Source organism: Nocardiopsis aegyptia, from assembly GCF_013410755.1.
GTDB lineage: Bacteria > Actinomycetota > Actinomycetes > Streptosporangiales > Streptosporangiaceae > Nocardiopsis > Nocardiopsis aegyptia.
In genome coordinates, this window is the sequence record NZ_JACCFS010000001.1 from 393,279 (window position 1) to 407,756 (window position 14,478).

Annotated in this window: 16 protein-coding genes and 1 pseudogene; 10 read left to right on the forward strand and 7 right to left on the reverse strand. The window is 73.3% G+C overall.

Annotated features, from left to right (window positions below):
• Window position 1: 1 nt before the first annotated feature.
• Genes HNR10_RS31900 through HNR10_RS01815 form a run of 4 tightly spaced genes read left to right on the forward strand, consistent with a single transcriptional unit; the run spans window position 2 to window position 3,307 of the window.
• A complete protein-coding gene (locus HNR10_RS31900) occupies window positions 2-775 on the forward strand; it encodes an ABC transporter ATP-binding protein (RefSeq protein WP_179820330.1) in 774 nt (257 codons plus the stop codon).
• Complete coding sequence (locus tag HNR10_RS01805; RefSeq protein WP_179820332.1) at window positions 772-1,434, forward strand: ABC transporter ATP-binding protein; 663 nt, start codon at window positions 772-774, stop codon at window positions 1,432-1,434. Before HNR10_RS31900 ends, HNR10_RS01805 begins: the two co-directional genes overlap by 4 nt.
• Window positions 1,431-2,294 (forward strand): branched-chain amino acid ABC transporter permease, encoded by an 864-nt coding sequence (locus HNR10_RS01810; RefSeq protein ID WP_179820334.1) that lies wholly within the window; start codon window positions 1,431-1,433, stop codon window positions 2,292-2,294. The genes HNR10_RS01805 and HNR10_RS01810 overlap by 4 nt, the downstream gene beginning before the upstream one ends.
• Window positions 2,291-3,307, forward strand: a complete 1,017-nt coding sequence (locus HNR10_RS01815) for a branched-chain amino acid ABC transporter permease (protein WP_179820335.1) — start codon at window positions 2,291-2,293, stop codon at window positions 3,305-3,307. The genes HNR10_RS01810 and HNR10_RS01815 overlap by 4 nt, the downstream gene beginning before the upstream one ends.
• A 116-nt stretch (window positions 3,308-3,423) precedes the next feature.
• On the opposite strand, the gene HNR10_RS01820 is transcribed toward HNR10_RS01815, so the two are convergent.
• Window positions 3,424-4,296 (reverse strand): PaaX family transcriptional regulator, encoded by an 873-nt coding sequence (locus HNR10_RS01820; protein WP_179820337.1) that lies wholly within the window; start codon window positions 4,294-4,296, stop codon window positions 3,424-3,426.
• A gap of 150 nt (window positions 4,297-4,446) precedes the next feature.
• Here HNR10_RS01820 and HNR10_RS01825 point away from each other — a divergent pair, with 150 nt between their 5' ends.
• The 6 genes from HNR10_RS01825 (at window position 4,447) to HNR10_RS01850 (ending at window position 10,011) form a co-directional block, all read left to right on the forward strand.
• Window positions 4,447-5,433 (forward strand): SDR family NAD(P)-dependent oxidoreductase, encoded by a 987-nt coding sequence (locus HNR10_RS01825; protein ID WP_179820339.1) that lies wholly within the window; start codon window positions 4,447-4,449, stop codon window positions 5,431-5,433.
• Window positions 5,433-6,332, forward strand: a complete 900-nt coding sequence (locus tag HNR10_RS01830; protein ID WP_179820340.1) for an amidohydrolase family protein — start codon at window positions 5,433-5,435, stop codon at window positions 6,330-6,332. The genes HNR10_RS01825 and HNR10_RS01830 overlap by 1 nt, the downstream gene beginning before the upstream one ends.
• A gap of 2 nt (window positions 6,333-6,334) precedes the next feature.
• Window positions 6,335-7,891 carry an acyl-CoA synthetase gene (locus tag HNR10_RS01835; protein ID WP_179820342.1) on the forward strand — a complete coding sequence of 519 codons (1,557 nt, stop codon included), beginning with the start codon at window positions 6,335-6,337 and terminating at the stop codon, window positions 7,889-7,891.
• A gap of 22 nt (window positions 7,892-7,913) precedes the next feature.
• A complete protein-coding gene (locus tag HNR10_RS01840) occupies window positions 7,914-8,369 on the forward strand; it encodes a MaoC family dehydratase (protein ID WP_179820343.1) in 456 nt (151 codons plus the stop codon).
• Between the two features lie 233 nt (window positions 8,370-8,602).
• Window positions 8,603-8,794, forward strand: coding sequence for a hypothetical protein (locus tag HNR10_RS01845; RefSeq protein WP_179820345.1), 192 nt, complete (start codon window positions 8,603-8,605; stop codon window positions 8,792-8,794).
• 200 nt (window positions 8,795-8,994) lie between these two features.
• Complete coding sequence (locus tag HNR10_RS01850; RefSeq protein WP_179820346.1) at window positions 8,995-10,011, forward strand: hypothetical protein; 1,017 nt, start codon at window positions 8,995-8,997, stop codon at window positions 10,009-10,011.
• A 4-nt stretch (window positions 10,012-10,015) separates the two neighbouring features.
• On the opposite strand, the gene HNR10_RS01855 is transcribed toward HNR10_RS01850, so the two are convergent.
• From HNR10_RS01855 to HNR10_RS01880, 6 genes and pseudogenes are all read right to left on the reverse strand, one after another.
• Window positions 10,016-10,564: a S26 family signal peptidase gene (locus HNR10_RS01855; protein WP_218897585.1), complete on the reverse strand. Its 549-nt coding sequence runs from the start codon at window positions 10,562-10,564 to the stop codon at window positions 10,016-10,018.
• The gene (locus HNR10_RS31905) at window positions 10,561-12,462 is read right to left on the reverse strand and encodes an ABC transporter ATP-binding protein (protein WP_179820348.1); all 1,902 of its coding nucleotides are present in this window, start codon (window positions 12,460-12,462) and stop codon (window positions 10,561-10,563) included. Before HNR10_RS31905 ends, HNR10_RS01855 begins: the two co-directional genes overlap by 4 nt.
• On the reverse strand, window positions 12,455-13,009 hold the full coding sequence (locus HNR10_RS01865) for a TlpA family protein disulfide reductase (protein WP_246406005.1): 555 nt from the start codon (window positions 13,007-13,009) through the stop codon (window positions 12,455-12,457). Before HNR10_RS01865 ends, HNR10_RS31905 begins: the two co-directional genes overlap by 8 nt.
• A 157-nt stretch (window positions 13,010-13,166) precedes the next feature.
• Window positions 13,167-13,562: pseudogene (locus HNR10_RS32110) on the reverse strand (MauE/DoxX family redox-associated membrane protein); the annotation flags it as partial.
• 51 nt (window positions 13,563-13,613) lie between these two features.
• On the reverse strand, window positions 13,614-13,790 hold the full coding sequence (locus HNR10_RS01875; RefSeq protein WP_179820352.1) for a hypothetical protein: 177 nt from the start codon (window positions 13,788-13,790) through the stop codon (window positions 13,614-13,616).
• A 233-nt stretch (window positions 13,791-14,023) separates the two neighbouring features.
• The gene (locus tag HNR10_RS01880) at window positions 14,024-14,194 is read right to left on the reverse strand and encodes a hypothetical protein (RefSeq protein WP_179820354.1); all 171 of its coding nucleotides are present in this window, start codon (window positions 14,192-14,194) and stop codon (window positions 14,024-14,026) included.
• Window positions 14,195-14,478: the final 284 nt, after the last annotated feature.

The window sequence follows — 14,478 nt, forward strand, 5'->3', positions numbered from 1 at the left end:
GGTGGCCGAACTCCAGATCACCGGGCTCGGCCGCTCCTTCGGCGGGGTGCACGCCGTCCAGGACGTCGACCTCACCGTCGCCGACGGCGAGACCCGGGGCATCATCGGCCCCAACGGGGCCGGCAAGTCCACCCTGTTCAACCTCATCAGCGGGCACCTGCGCCCGGACCGGGGCGCGATCCGCCTGGACGGGCGGCCCCTGGACCGGCTCCCGGCCCACCGGCGGGCCCGGCGCGGCGTGGCGATCGTCTTCCAGGCCGCCCGGATCTTCCCGGGGATGACCGTGCTGGAGAACGTCATGGTCGGCGCGCACCTGCGCGCGAGCGCCGGGTTCACCGCGGCCGTGCTGCGCCTGCCCGCCCACCGGGCCGCCGAGCGGCGCATCCGGGAGCTGGCCCTGGGCTCTCTCGACCGTGTGGGCCTGTCCGACCGCGCCGAGGACCCGGCGGCGTCCCTGCCCATCGGCCAGCAGCGCGCCATGCAGCTCGCCCGCGCCCTGTGCGCGGATCCCGATCTGCTGCTGCTGGACGAGCCGGCCTCCGGGCTGCGCGCTCCCGAACGCGAACGGCTGGCCTCGATCGTGGAGGAGTTGCACGAGGACGGCCAGACGACCCTGCTCATCGAGCACGACGTCGCGTTCGTCTCGCGGCTGTCCGACCGCGTCACCGTCCTGGACCTGGGCCGGGTCATCGCCGAGGGCACGCCGGAGCAGGTGCGGCGCGATCCGGCGGTGGTCTCGGCCTACCTGGGCACGGGGGAAGGGGCCGCCGCGTGATCACCGTGGAGGAACTGGTCGTGCGCTACGGCTCGGCCACCGCCCTGGACGGGGTCGAACTGCAGGTCGGCGCCGGTGAGATGGTCGCGCTGGTCGGGCCGAACGGGGCTGGCAAGTCCACCCTCGTCGACACCCTGTCGGGGGTGGTGCGCCCCGCCTCGGGCCGGGTGGCGACCGAGGGCCGGTTCGCGCACGTGCCCGAGGGGCGGCAGCTGTTCGGCGACCTGTCGGTCGAGGACAACCTGCGCCTGGGCGCGTGGAGGGTCCGCGACCGCGACCCCCGGCACGTGTACGGCGTGCTGCCGGACCTGGAGGGGCTGCGCGGTCGCCGCGCGGGCGCCCTCTCGGGCGGCCAGCAGCAGATGGTGGCGGTCGGCCGGGCGCTGATGGGTCGTCCGGACGTGCTCGCCGTGGACGAGTTGTCCCTGGGCCTGGCGCCCAAGATCGTCGACGACCTGGTGCGGCACCTGGTCCGGCTCAACCGTGAGGAGGGGATGGCCGTGCTGCTCATCGAACAGAACGCCCGACTGGCGTTCGAGGTGTGCTCCCGGGCCTACGTGCTGGAGGCCGGGCGGGTGGTCGCCGCGGGTGCGTGCGACGAGCTGGCCCGGGGCTCCGCGGTGGCCCGCGCCTACCTGGGCGGCGGGGTGGCGCCATGATCACGCTGCTCGCGCACGTCGTCAGCGGCCTGGCCATCGGGTGCGGGTTCGCGCTGGTGGGCAGCGGGCTGGTGGCCGTGTACCGGGTGACCGGGGTGGTCAACTTCGCCCAGGGCATGTTCGCGGTGGTCGGCGGGCTGTGCGCGTCGGCGTTCCTGGGGGCCGGGATCTGGCACGGCGGCGCCGAACTGCTGGCGGTGGCCGTCGCGGCCGCCGCCGGGGCGGTGACCGGACTGCTGGCGCTGGGCCGGCGCGGCACCGCGCCGATGACCGCGCTGATCGTGACGCTGGCGGTCGGGTTCCTGGCCTACGCCGTCCTGGTCGCGGTGTTCGGCGACACTCCGCGCTCCACGCCGGGGCTGCCGGGGATGACGTCGCTGCTGGGTGTGCCGGTGCGCCGCCATCACCTGCTGGTCATCGGGGTGACCGCGGTGGTGTTCCTGGCGCTGTGGCTGTTCCTGACCCGCACCTACCTGGGCAAGGCGCTCACGGCGTGCGCGTCCAACCCCTACGCGGCGCGGGTGACGGGGATCCCGGTGGCGCGGATGGCCCAGTTCGCGTTCGTGCTGGCGGGCGTGCTGGGCGGTGTCGCCGGGGTGTTGGTGGCGCCGCTGCGGCCGATGTCGTTCGACTCCGACGTGACGCTGATCGTGCACGGGTTCGCCGCGGCGGTGCTGGGCGGGCTGACCCGGCCGATGGTCGCCCTGGCCGGGGGCGTGCTGCTCGGTGTGGTGGAGGCGCTGGTGGCCGGGTACGGCAACGCGGCCTACCAGACGACGGTCGCGCTCGTGGTGATGCTCGCGGTGATGATCTGGCACGCGGCGCGTCGGCCCTCGGTGCACCAGGAGGTGACAGTATGAGGTCCGCGGGTGTGTGGGCGGTACTGGCCGTGGCCGCGGCCACGCTGGCGCTGCCCCTGGTGCTGGACAGCGGCGGCCTGGCCGTCTACGTGCAGGTGGCGGTGTCGGCGAGCGTGGTGGTGGGAATCTCCCTGCTGATGGGCTACGCCGGGCAGGTGTCGCTGGGCCAGGCGGTGTTCTTCGCCACGGGCGGGTACACGGCGGCGCTGGTGTCGCAGGCGGGCCTGCCCACCCTGGCGGGGCTGCTGGCCGCGCCGGTGGTGGCGGCGCTGTGCGCGCTGGTGCTGGGGCTGCCGCTGCTGCGGTTGCGCGGCCACCACCTGGCCTTCGCCACGATCGCCGTGCACCTGATCTTCCTGGTCGTGGTGGCGCAGACGGACGCGTTGGGCGGCAGTACCGGGTTGCAGGGGATCCCGCTGCTGTCCCTGGGCCCGCTGGAGGTGTCCACGAACCAGGGCTACGCGTACGTGGCGTGGGCGGTGCTGGCGGTGGTGGTGGTCGTGGCCCGCAACATCGTGCGGTCGCGACCGGGCCGCGCGCTGCGGGCACTGGCCACGAGCGAGACGGCGGCGGCCTCCTCGGGTATCCCGGTGGGCCGGTACAAGCTCACGGTGTTCGCGGTCTCGGCGGCGTTCGCCGGGGCGGCGGGCGGGGTGTTCGCGTTCTACATCGGCTTCCTGTCGCCAGGGATGTTCCCGGTGTCGATGTCGATCACCTACGTGGTGATGGCGGTGGTCGGCGGGCTGGGCTCGGTGTGGGGCGCGGTGGCCGGCACCGCGCTGGTGACGGTGCTGGTGCACTACCTGGGCGTGCTGGGCACGCTGGGCGGGATGCCGGACTACGCGCCCTCGGTGTTCACCTACGCGGTCTACGGCCTGGTGCTGGTGCTGACGGTGCTGTTCCTGCCGCACGGGGTCGTGCCGTCGCTGGCCGAGTGGTGGCGGCGACGGGTACGCGCCCGCCAGGGGCGGGAGCGTGCCGGTGCGGACGGGCGCGCGCCGGCGCCGACCTGAGGCGACGGGAGGAGCGGTGCCGGTGCCGGGACGCCCCGGGCGCCGTCACCGGTACCGGCGACGGGCCGGGGGCCGGGGCCCGCCCTGGGCGCCGGCCCCCGCACCGGGACCGTTCCTCAGTCGGCGGGCAGGGTGTCCACGACCTCCTCGACGATCCTGGTCGCGGCCTCCCCGTAGCGCCGGTGCAGGTCGTAGACGAGCTCCTGCGCGGGGACCGCGGGCCAGGGGTCGGGCAGGTAGGCCAGCGGCAGGCGCGGGTCGGTACGGATCAGCCGCATCCACTCCGAGGTGAGCAGCAGCAGGCGCGCCAGGTCGTCGGGCGCCTCGGGGGCGGGGTCGGCGGTGTCCCAGCGGTCCAGGAAGCGCCGGTACCCCTCGGCCAGGTCGTCGACGTCGTAGGCCTCGTTGACGACCTGGGCGGCCTGGGTGGGCGCGCCCAGGCGGGCGTGGAAGACGTGCACGTGGTCGGTGAGGCCGAGTTCGTCGACGAAGGCGCTGGTGTCCACGACCGTCGGCGCGATCCACAGCCCGCTGCGCAGGGGTCCGAACCCGGCCCAGGACAGGCGCGAGCGCAGGTCGTGCCGCTGGCGCTGCCAGGACTCCGGCAGGGAGAAGGACAGCAGCGTCCACATGCCGTCCTCGTCGAGGTTGACCACCCCGGCGTCCCAGATGCGCTGGTCGCCGTCGGTGAGCACGTCGACGGCGCGGGAGGTGAGTCCGAAGTAGACGCGTCTGCCGCTGCGTCTTCGGTCGAGCATGCCCCGTTGGGCCATCCGGCTCAGGGTGGAGCGCACGGCCTGCTCGGAGACCCCCAGTCGGGCGAAGACGTCGATGAAGGACCCGGAGAAGACCCGCAGGTCCTGGCCCAGGACGAACCGGCCGAGGAAGGCGAGCATGAGCGACTGCGGCCGCGGCCGTACCGCGCCCGCCGATCCGGTGTCCGCCGCCTCCTCGGCCTCGGGTTCCCGCTCGACGATGTGTCCTGTCATCCCGCCCCCTCGCTGATCAGCGTAACGGGCGCCGGAGTGCGCCCACCGCACACATTCATCTTATGCATTTTCTTGACCGCCGTCATCATTTCGCATAACTTCGTGGCACTCGCCCAGAGCGGCGCACCCCCTGGAGAACGGAGACACCCGATGGACCTCAGCGGACAGTCGGCCCTGGTGACCGGGGCGGGCCGCGGCCTCGGCCGCGCCTACGCCCTCGAACTCGCCCGCCGCGGCGCCTCGGTCGTCGTCAACGACGCCGACGCCGAGGCCGCCGCCACCGTCGCCGAGGAGATCGCCAAGGCCGGCGGGACCGCCGTCGCACACGCCGCGCCCGTGGGCCCGGCCGCGACGGCGCAGGCACTGGTCGACACGGCCGTGGAGCGGTTCGGCCGCCTGGACGTGCTGGTCGCCAACGCGGGCGTCCTGCGCGACCGCGTGCTGTGGAAGATGTCCGACGAGGACTTCGACACCGTGATCGACGTGCACCTGCGCGGCGCCTTCACCTGCGCCCGCGCCGCCGTCACCCACATGCGCGAGCGCGGGGAGGGCGGGCGGCTCATCATGGTCGCCTCCCCCGCCGGCCAGCGCGGCAACTTCGGCCAGACCAACTACGCCGCCGCCAAGGCGGGCATCGCCGCGATGGTGCGCACCTGGTCGATGGAGTGCGCCCGCGCCGGGATCACCGTCAACGCCGTCGTCCCGGTGGCCGCCACCGCGATGACCGCCACCATCCCCGCGTTCGCCCCGCACGTGGCCGCCGCCCAGGACGAGGGCGTCCCCCTGCCCGGGTGGATGCGCCAGGCCGAGGGGTTCGGCACGCCCGAGGACTGCGCCGGACTGGTCGCCTACCTCGCCTCCCCCGAGTCCGCCCACGTCACCGGCCAGTGCGTGGGCGTGGGCGGCGACCGGCTGTCCCTGTGGGCGCACCCCCAGGAGGTGTCCGTGGCCTACCGCGACGGCGGCTGGAGCGCGGAGGACATCGGCGCCGTGTGGGCCACCACGCTGGGCCGCGACGAGCAGAGCGTGGGCATCCCGGCTCCCACCGCGCCGGCCGAGGCCGCGCAGGGCGGCCAGGACGGCCGCGGCGCCTCCGCCGCGCCGGCCGCGCCGGCCGAGTCCGGGAAGGGCGCCTGATGGGCGGCGCGAAGGGCATCGACCTGGACCGCGTCACCGCGATCGACGTGCACACCCACGCCGAGGTCTCCGCCCGGGGCGGCGACGCGATCGGCGCGGACCTGCACGCGGCCTCCGGCGACTACTTCAAGGTGGAGGGCGAGCGCCGCCCCACGCTCGACCAGATCGCCGCGCACTACCGCGAGCGCTCCATGGCCTGCGTGGTCTTCCCCGTGGACACCGAGTCCGCGACCGGTCTGCCCGCGGTTCCCAACGAGGAGGTCGCCGAGGCCGCCCTGGCGCACCCGGACGTCCTCATCCCCTTCGCCAGCGTCGACCCGGCCAAGGGCGCCCTGGGCGCCCGCCAGGTCCGGCGCCTGGTGGAGGAGTACGGGGTCAAGGGGTTCAAGTTCCACCCCTCGCTGCAGGAGTTCTTCCCCAACGACCGCTCCGCCTACCGGGTCTACGAGGCGATCCGCGAGAGCGGTGCCATCGCGCTGTTCCACACCGGCCAGACCGGGATCGGCGCGGGCGTCCCCGGTGGCGGCGGCATCCGGCTGAAGTACTCCAACCCCCTGCACGTGGACGACGTGGCCGCCGACTTCCCCGGCATGCCCATCATCCTCGCCCACCCCTCCTTCCCCTGGCAGGAGGAGGCCCTGTCCGTCGCGGTCCACAAACCCGAGGTGCACATCGACCTGTCGGGCTGGTCACCGAAGTACTTCCCGCCGATCCTGGTGCAGTACGCCAACTCTCTGCTCCAGGACAAGGTCCTCTTCGGCTCCGACTACCCGGTCATCTCCCCCGACCGGTGGCTGGCGGCCTTCGACAAGCTCGACATCAAGCCCGAGGTCAGGCCCAAGATCCTCAAGGACAACGCCGCGCGCCTGCTCGGGCTCACCCCCCATCCCGAGGAGTAGCCATGCTCAACGAAGGCCTGGGATCGTGGTCCGCCCGCCGGGCGCGCACCTCCCCCGAACGCGTGGCCGTCGTCCACGAGGGCGCCGCACTCACCTACGCCGAGCTCCACGCACGCGTGCTGCGCCTGGCCTGGGCGCTGCGCGGTCTGGGCGTGCGGACCGGCGACCGGGTCGCCTACCTGGGCGGCAACCACCCCGCGCTGCTGGAGACCCTGCTGGCCTGCGGCACGGTGGGCGCGGTCTTCGTGCCCCTCAACACCCGCCTGGCCACCCCGGAGCTGGACACGATCGTGCGGGACTGCGCCCCGGCGCTGCTCTTCCACGGCGGCGACCACACCGGACCCGCCGCCGAGCTGCGCGCGGCGGGCGCCGTCCCGCAGCTGGTCCGGGTCGCGGGCACCGCGGAGCGGGGCGAGGACGACCGCGCCGGGACGGCCCCGGCGGGCGCCACGGCACCGGCGTACGAGGAGCTGATCGCCGCCCACGAGCCCGAGCCCCTCGACGCCCCCGTGGGACTCGACGACGTCTGCATGATCATGTACACGTCCGGGACCACCGGACGGCCCAAGGGCGCGATGCTCACCCACGGCAACATCACGTGGAACTGCGTCAACGTGCTCCTGGACGTGGACATCACCGCCGACGAGGTCACCCTGGTCACGGCGCCGATGTTCCACACCGCCGCCCTGAACATGACCTGCCTGCCCACCCTGCTCAAGGGCGCCCGCGTGGTCATCGCGCCCCGGTTCGACCCGGACCTGACCCTCGACCTCATCGAGTCCGAGGGCGTGACCTGGATGTTCGGCGTCCCGGCCATGTTCAACGCCCTCTCGGCCGCGCCCCGGTGGGCCGAGGCCGACCTGTCCTCGATCCGCATCCTCGAAGCGGGCGGGGCGCCGGTACCGGACACCACCATCGCCACCTACCAGAAGCGCGGGCTGACGTTCCTCCAGGGCTACGGCATGACCGAGACCGCCCCGGGCGTGCTGTTCCTGGGCGCCGCCGACGCCGTGCGCAAGGCCGGATCGGCCGGGCGGCCCAGCTTCTTCACCGACGCGCGGGTCGTGCGCCCCGACCTGACGCCCGCCGACCCGCACGAACCGGGGGAGATCGTGGTCCGCGGCCCCAACGTCATGCTCGGCTACTGGGGGCGCGGCGCCGGCACCCCGTCCTCGCACACCACCGACGGCTGGTTCCGCACCGGCGACGTCGCCGTCACCGACGAGGACGGCTACGTCCGGATCGTCGACCGGGTGAAGGACATGTACATCTCCGGCGGGGAGAACGTGTACCCGGCCGAGGTCGAGAACGTCCTGCACGAGCATCCCGACATCGCGGACTGCGCGGTGATCGGGGTCCCCGACGACCGGTGGGGCGAGGTCGGCCACGCCGTCGTCGTCCTGTCGGAGCGGGCCGGGGCCACCGCCGACGACCTCGCCGACCACTGCCGCCGCCACCTGGCGGGCTACAAGGTGCCCAAGTCCTTCGCCTTCGCCGACGCGCTGCCGCGCAACGCCTCCGGCAAGCTCCTCAAACAGCGCCTGCGCCACACCCTCTGAACCCGAACGGGAGTACCCACCCATGCCCATCACCGTGAACGGACTCGACGAACTGCGTGCCGCCGCCGGACGGGACCTCGGCCACAGTTCGTGGCTGGACATCGACCAGAAGCGCGTCAACCTCTTCGCCGACGCGACCGACGACCACCAGTGGATCCACGTCGACCCCGAGCGCGCCGCGGACGGCCCCTTCGGCGGCCCGATCGCCCACGGCTACCTCACCCTGTCGCTGGTGATCCCGCTGTTCAGCGAGCTGCTCGTGATGGAGGGCATCTCCGTCTCCATCAACTACGGGCTCAACAAGGTGCGCTTCATCTCCCCCGTCCCGGTCGGCTCGCGCATCCGCATGGCCGCCACCCTGGCGGAGGTCACCGACGTCCGCGGAGGCGTCCAGTGCGTCGTCGACGCCACCGTCGAGATCGAGGGCCAGGACAAGCCCGCCGTCGTGGGCCAGGCCGTGTTCCGCTACCTGGCCTGACCCCTCACCCGAGCCGCGGCCGCCCCCGGCCGCGGCTCCGCCGTTCCCGATTTCCCCGACGGGTCCCCGCTTTCCGGATGTCCGCCACCGTTCCCCGCGGGAATCGATCTTTTTCCACCACCCCCGAATTCCTGGGCGCCAACTGAGACGCACATCCGCGTGCCCCGCCCTCGTTGTCATGACCGAAGCCCATGGCTCAACACCGGCATGACCATTCGGCACGGGGAGCGACCGTGAAGACCTGTTGCGGGGCCAATGAATTCGACCAGTGCGAACCCTGGTGCACCAACAACGGCGGGAGCGGCAACCCGCCCCTGAGAGGTGAGTCCGGTGGTGGTGGCGCCGGAGGCGGCTGCCTGATGATGGTGCTGTTGCTGCCCGTGCTGCTGGCGCGGCAGGCGAGGGCGGCGCTGGACCGCCGCTAGCAGGGGAACCGTGTCGCGATCGCCGCCGAGAATCCGCCGCTGCGTCGGACGTCTCCCCATGACCACGCTGAACGCCCCGTTCTCGAACGGGTAGAGGTCGCTGTCGGGACGACCGCGGGACAGGGGCCGTGTCCGCGCCACCGCCGGGCATGGTTGGGTGGACCGGTTCCGCACCGCCCCTCCGGAAAGGCTTCGGGCCCATGAGCGCCGCCTCCCCCGAACGACCCGCACCACCCTCCCGGTCCGTCCACCTGCTCTGGCTGGTCCTGTTGGGCGTGCCCTGCGCCCTGTCGGCCTGTGCCGCGCTCGTCTTCCTCGGGGAGGCGTCCTGGCCGGCGTCGGCCCTGGGTGTGTTGCGGCCGTTCTGGGTCCTCGCGGCGGCCTTCGCGTGGTCGGCGTCGGCGGCCGCACTGCTGTGGGTGCTGCCCCAGCGGGAGGCGCCGCGCCCCGGCGTCTCGCTCGCGGTCCTGACCCTGGTGGGGGTGGTGGTCGGGCTCCTGTCCGCCGTCGTGCTGCCGGAGCGGACACCGCCGGGCCCGTCCTGGCTGGCCGGTGCCCTGCTGTCGGTCCTGGTCATCTCGGGATGCACGGCGGTCGCGCTGGCCGGTTCGCGGGCGGGCCGTCCCTGGTGGGTGGTGGCGATGGTCGGTGTGCTGTTCCTGGCCAACGTGGGCATCGTGCACTCGGAGGGTCCCGAGAGCGAGCCCCCGGACGCGAGCACGACCGAGGCGGACTACACGGCCTACCCGCACGACATCGTCGTGATCGGCGACACCGAGAACTGGCATCCGTTCCAGGCGGAGGTGTACTCGAGCGAGTTCACCGTCACCTACCGCGGTCCGTCCTCTGTGCACGCCGTGGTGCGGAGCGGTCCCGGGACGGGGAGCATGGGCGGCGGAACCGACCCCCTGCGGTCGGCGTGCAACGACACCGACTCGTTGTGCGAGGAGTCGGCCGACGGCGCCTACGTGCTGCCCCTGAACGGCCCGTCGCCCTACGCGTACGGCATACTCCCCACGGACCGGATCCGTACGGAGGTGGTGCCCCGCCTCCTGGCCGAGGTCGTCCTCGGGCGGGAGAGCGAGATCCGTCCCGGGCCGGAGGAGATCGTCAAGGAGGTGAAGGCCCTGGAGCTGCGGGTGGCCGAGCCCGAGGACCTGGAGGCCATCGCCCGGGGCGTGGACGAGTTCAACCGACCGGAGCCCTGGTTCGACTGACCCGTCAGGGGCCCGCCTCCCGGGGACCGGGGGGACCCGCTCTGCGGGCCTCACCGTCGTCCGCCGCCGCGGGCGCCGCGAGTCCGCCCCGCGGGACGGCCATCCGTCGGTGGACGGTGCCCAGCACGCGGTCGTCCGGGACGGGACCCCACACCCGCGAGTCCGTGCTGTGGTCGGTGTTGTCCCCCAGGACCACCAGCCGTCCGGGCGGCACGACGCGACCGTTCCCGCCCTCCCCGCCCGGCACGGAGTCGGGAACGGGGTCACCGGGCAGAGCCGCCACGCGCTTGACCACCCAGGGCGGCACGGTGCCCATCAGCAGGAACAGGTCCGCGAGCGCGTCGGGGTCCGGTTGGCCCAGGACCACGACGTCCCCCACCCGCAACCGCGCGGCGGGGACCCGGCGCACGAGCAGGCGGTCGCCGTGGCGGAACGTGGGCTCCATGCTGTGGCCGACCACCTCCACGGCCACCCGGGTGCGGTGGAGCCACAGCAGCACGCCGACCGGGACCGCCACCGCGATCGCGGCCGACGCGAGGAGCGGGACCATCATGACCGCGCCACCTCCTGGACGGCGTCGGCCTGGGGCTGGTAGCCGCGGGCCTGGAGCCCGAACAGGCGGGCGTAGACGCCCTCCGCGGCGATGAGTTCGTCGTGGGTGCCCGTCTCCACGACGGCGCCCTCGTCCAGGACCGCGATGCGCTCGGCCTCGCGCACCGTACCGAGCCGGTGCGAGATGAGCAGGCTCGTCCGCCCCCGCCGGTGGGCGCGCAGCCCGGTGTGGATCTCGTGCTCGGCCTCGGCGTCCAGCCCCGAACTGGGCTCGTCCAGGATCAGCAGGTCGCGCTGGCCGCGCAGGTAGGCTCGCGCCAGCGCCAGGCGCTGCCACTGCCCACCGGACAGGGGCACACCGCTCTGGTCGCCCTCGTCCCCGTCGCCGGGCATGTCGAAGAACATCCGGGACAGCAGGGTGTCGTAGCCGCGGGGCAGGTCCGCGATGACCGGGTGCGCCCCCGCGCGTTCGGCGGCGGCGCGGACCAGGTTCCGTCGGGCCTCGTCGTCGGTGTCGGCGTCGGTGAGGACGTCGACGTCGCCCAGGCCGATGTTCTCGGCCGCGGTCAGGTCGTACTCCATGTAGTCCTGGAACACCGCGCCGATCCGTCTGCGCAGCTCCGCCGGGTCCATGTCCCGCAGATCCACCCCATCCCACAGGACCGCCCCGCGCTCGGGATCGTACATCCGGCACAACAGCTTCACCAGTGTGCTCTTGCCCGCCCCGTTGCGCCCCACCAGCCCCAGCGAGCCGCCGTGCGGGATCACCAGGTTCACGTCGCGCAGCGCCCAGGGGTGCTCGGGCGAGTAGCGGAACCACACCCCGCGGAACTCGATGCCCTTGCGCAGCCCGGGCACCGGCCGGGGACGGGCGGGGACCGTGAGGTCGGCCGCCGACCCCACCACCTTGAGGTAGTGGTCGAACATCAGCAGCTGGTGGTGGGCCATCGCCACCTCGCGCACCAGCTGGACGAGCGCGTTCTGCACCCCGGACACCGCCGCGACGAACAGGGTCAGGTCGCCCGCGGTGAGCCGCCCCTGGACCGCGGCCAGCACCGCCCAGACCAGCCCGGCGCCGGCGATCGTGGCGGACAGGATCCCCAGGAGGGTCTGCGAGGTCAGCTCCCGCTGGTCCATGCGGCGCCGCTGGGCGTTGGACTCCACGCGCTCCCGGTTCATCCGGTCGCGCAGGTAGGGGCCGACCCCGAACAGCCGCAGCTCCTTGGCGGCCTGCACGTTCGACAGCAGGTCCCGGAAGAAGAACTCGCGCCGCTCCACGGGACCGATCCGCCACATCATCGCGGCGCGGGCCCGGGACAGCCGCAGTTCCACGGCCAGCGCGGGCACGGCCGCGGCCAGCACGAACAACGCCATCCACGGGCTGATCACCAGCAGCGACCCCAGGAACCCGGCGATCGTGACGATCCCGCCCGCGAGCGAGAAGACCGCCGCCACGACCTGGCTCGGGCTGTCGCCGCCCGACTGCTGGGCCAGCCGCAGCCGGTCGAGGAACGCCGGGTTCTCGAAGCGGGCCAGGCCGGCGAAGCGCTCCGCGGCGGCGAACAGGCGGTCCTGGGAGAGCAGACCGACCCGGCGGGCGGTCTCGGCGGTGATGTACTGGACCGCGAAGGGGGCCAGCGCCGCGACGACCCCGGCGGCGGCCAGGCCGAGGCCCAGGGACAACAGGGTCCCGGTGGCGCCCCCGGTCACCAGCAGGTCCAGGATCAGTTTGGTCTGCCAGGCGATGACCACCGGAACCACGGCCTGGACCAGCACCAGCAGACCGTGGGTGACGGGCAGGTACCACCCGGTCTGCCAGGCCAGGGCCAGCGCGGCGCCCGCCCCGCGGACGGTCGTGCGCACTCCACCGGACGCCTGCTCGGCCGTCGGTTCAGACACCGGCCAGGACCTCCACGTCCGAGACGCTGTATCCGCTCGCCAGGACGCGCCCGGCCGTGTCGATCCGGGCCAGGGCGGGGAACCCGTTGACACCAAGTGCCGTGGACGTACCGCCGCCGTGCGCCTCCTGGACCACGCGGGCCACGGGGGTGAGCTCGGCGATCTCGCGCGCCGACTCCTCGGCGTCGCCGACGACGACGGCGAGCACGCGGTCTTTCCCACCGGGGAAGGACGCGGCCAGTTCGGTGAACAGGGGCAGCTGTTCGGCGCAGGCGGAGCAGCCCGGGGAGAAGACGCCGACGAGCGTCTCCCCGCCCAGCGAACCGCGGCTCACCTCGGCGCCGTCGACGGTCCGTGCGGAGAAGTCGCCGACCTCCTCACCGGCCGGGAGCATGATCTGGACTGGTGCGCCGGAGGCCGAGGAACGCAGTTCCTCGATGTGTGCGGTGTGCTCCTTCAGGCGCCGGATCACGCCGACGGTCAGCAGGAGGTTCAGCAGGCACAGCGCTCCGACGAGGACGGACAGCACGGCGACGAACACGGTCATGGGGGGTGGCACTCCTCGGGACGAGAGGGGAGAACAGGAGCACGATGTCGTCGATGAGGACGACGAGGAGCCCTCCGAAGGCGCCCGCGGCGGCGGAGGCCGCCATGGCACCGGGTTCGGGGAGCGGAACGGACGCGAGGGCGGGCGCGAGCCCAGCCACGGCCGCGGCGAGCAGGACGAGGTTGCGGACCAGGTGCACGGGGCGCAGTGGCACGTCGGAGGCGCCGAAGCACCGGCAGGCGACGCGCTCGTCGGCGCGCAGGACCCGGGCCACGGCCGCGCTGAATGCCGCGAGCAGCAGGGCCGCCGCGGCGAGCCCCGCCCGGGACCACCCGGGAACGAGCAGCAGGAGCACCGTTCCCGCCTCCGCCAGCACGATCGCGACGGAGATCCGCCGGACGGCGGGAGCGCTCCCCACCGCCCACCGGGGGGCCAGCCGACGCACAGCGGTCACGAAACCGTCGAACGCCGCGCGTCCGCGGACCTTGCTGACCGCGGAGACGCAGAACACGAGGGCCAGCAGGACCTGGCACGCGATCTGGACGTGGGACATCGGTGGCACCCCGGTGGGACGGGCCCCGGGCAGGGGCTGTTCAGCTACAGGTCAGCAGGGCCGGTAGTACGTGCAGGTGATCGGGGTGCTGCCGGGCGGGTCGCAGCAGTAGCGGCGGATGCAGGGGGAAGTGACGGGGGCGTACTGGTACCAGCAGTACGGATTGGCTCCGGCCTTGGTCCTGGGGACGACCGCGGCGAGAAGCCGGTCGCCTAGTGAGGCGAACATGGGGGATTCCTTTCCGATCGGGTGAGGCCGTGGCCGGCGCCGGGACGAGCCGGCACCGGCCGGGGCGCTCCGTCTCCGGTCCGCACCGGTGGTGGCGGACCCGGCCGCCGGTGACTCCCAGCGGCCGTCGACCACGCTAGGGAGGACGGGTACAGGTGGAATACACGCGTGATACATGCGCAGGTCGCGACCGGTGTTCCCCTGGTGTCCGACCCGGGCGGCCGACCGGTCCGTCAGCAGTTGTTGACCGACCAGGGGCCGCACGAGTACGTGGCGTTGATGCAACAGGTCCGGCAGACGATGCGCCCGTCGTGGTTGGTGCGCTCCTTGTAACAGAAGCCGGCGCTCGCCCTGGCCTTCGGGACGACGAGGGAGAGCAGCCGGTCGCTGAGCGATCCGAACATGGCGGATTCCTTGTCTCTGGGCGTGAGCGGAGCGGTGCTCCGAGCCGTCCACTCGGTGTGGCGGCCGTCCGCCACGCTAGGAGGCGCGCCTACACACGGGATACAGGCGCGGTACACGCGCTGCTCACCGCCGCGGACACGCGATGAGCACCCGTCCTCGCACCCCCGCCACGGGCCATGCCACTGCGCGGCCCTTCCCTTCCGCCCCGACACCGCGACCGAATTGGCGGCCTATCGCCTGTCTTGTCCCGGCGCGCCGCGTGCCATCGGTCACCCGGAACGGG